The sequence below is a fragment of the Mycobacterium sp. FW102-FHT13B02 genome (assembly GCF_058790275.1).
On sequence record NZ_JBYTCM010000066.1, the window covers coordinates 1 to 1,632 of the forward strand.

1 protein-coding gene is annotated in these 1,632 nt (G+C 64.8%); it reads right to left on the minus strand.

Going from position 1 to position 1,632, the window contains the following annotated elements:
* Nucleotides 1–33: 33 nt before the first annotated feature.
* Nucleotides 34–1,308, minus strand: coding sequence for an IS30 family transposase (locus AC3WTE_RS32580; RefSeq protein ID WP_492443758.1), 1,275 nt, complete (start codon nucleotides 1,306–1,308; stop codon nucleotides 34–36).
* Between the last annotated feature and the right edge of the window lie 324 nt (nucleotides 1,309–1,632).

The following is a 1,632-nucleotide window of genomic DNA, read 5'->3' on the forward strand; positions in this document are numbered from 1 at the left end:
GGCGGTTTCTAGGGGTTGTCGCAACACTGCTGGTTATTGAGCCCGTAGTAGATCACGCAAGCGCTCGGCTGGGGTATCCCAGTCGAGCGTTTTGCGTGGGCGGCCGTTGAGTTGCTGGGCGACGTATTCGAGGTCGCCTGGCCCGAATACGCTCAGGTCGGTGCCTTTGGGGAAGTATTGGCGTAGCAGGCCGTTGGTGTTCTCGTTGGTGCCACGCTGCCAGGGGCTGGCCGGATCGCAGAAGTACACGGTCATGTCGGTGGCCATCGAGAACCCCTTGTGCCCGGCCATCTCGGCGCCTTGGTCCCAGGTCAGCGATCCCCGCAGATGCTCGGGCAGGGTGATCATGGTGGCGATCAGCCCGTCGCGGACCGCTTCGGCATCATGACCGCCCGGTAAGTGCACCAGCAGGGTATAGCGGGTGGTGCGTTCGACCAGGGTGCCGATCGCGGTCTTGTTGAGTTCACCCATGATCAGGTCGCCCTCCCAGTGCCCCGGTATCGCCCGATCGGCGATGTCGGGCCGGTCGGCGATCATCAGCATCGGATCGACGAACCGCTGATAACGCTCACCGGGTTTACGGTGCGGTTTGCGGCACGTGCGCCCAGACCGAAGGGCTTGGGCCACTTCCTTTTTCAAGCCTCCACGGGCCTGAAAATAGAGGGCTTGGTAGATCGTTTCGTGGCACACCCGCATACTTTCGTCGTCCGGAAAATCTTTGACCAGACGATGCGAAATCTCTTCCGGGGACCACCGATTCTGCAGCCCCTGTTCGACGTATGTGCGCAGTGTCTGATTGGTGACCAGTTTGGAGGACTTCGGCCGCGACCGCGCCGCCGTGGCGGCCGCATCGGCCTGATACGGCAGATACAGGCCCTCGATACTGCGCTCAGCGACTTCCCGGGACACCGTCGATTTATGCCGGCCGATCATCGTGCCGATGTCGGTGTAGGTCAGGCCGGCGGCCAGGCCGTCGGCGATCACCAACCGGTCTGCGAGCTGCAAGTACCTGCTGACTGATTCGCCGTCCGATGCACGGTCGAACTGGGCGGCAACGGTTTTCACCGGTTGTGTGTACCGCGTGCCGGTGGCGTAATCGCTGACCGTGCCATCGGGATACACCCGCGTGTTGCCGACCCGACGGACCCCACGCCGCCAATCTCGGGCGGTGCGCACATGCACCCCGACCTCCCCGGCGGCCGCCGCCGGGGACCATCCCGCATCGAGCAGTTCAAAGAACCGGGCCCGCGCCGCGGGCTTACCGCGGGGTTGACGCTGGGCATCGACCAAACCCAGCTCAACGAGCATCCGCCTCGCCGTGGAATGCGCCACCCCGACCGCTGTGGCTGCCGCGTCCACCGAACCCATCGCGGTGAAAACCGCCGCCACCGCAGCCCGATCAACACCACTGACATCCGGTCGCGGCGAGCCGATCGGCCGACCCGTCGCCCGCAAGATCGCATACGCCCGCTGCCGCGACACCCCCAACGCCGACGCGGCCTCCCGCACGGGCACGCCCACATCAACCAGCTTTGCTAGCTGATCACCAACCCGAACACAGTCCTCCGAAAACGACACGGTCGCCGCAACCTCTCACATTCGTGAGTGTTGCGACGACCGCGCGAACCCGCC

What these genes read in the sequence shown, in the direction of transcription:
- AC3WTE_RS32580 (WP_492443758.1), bottom strand. Translation starts at nt 1,308, where the DNA reads ATGCTCGTTGAGCTGGGTTTGGTCGATGCCCAGCGTCAACCCCGCGGT.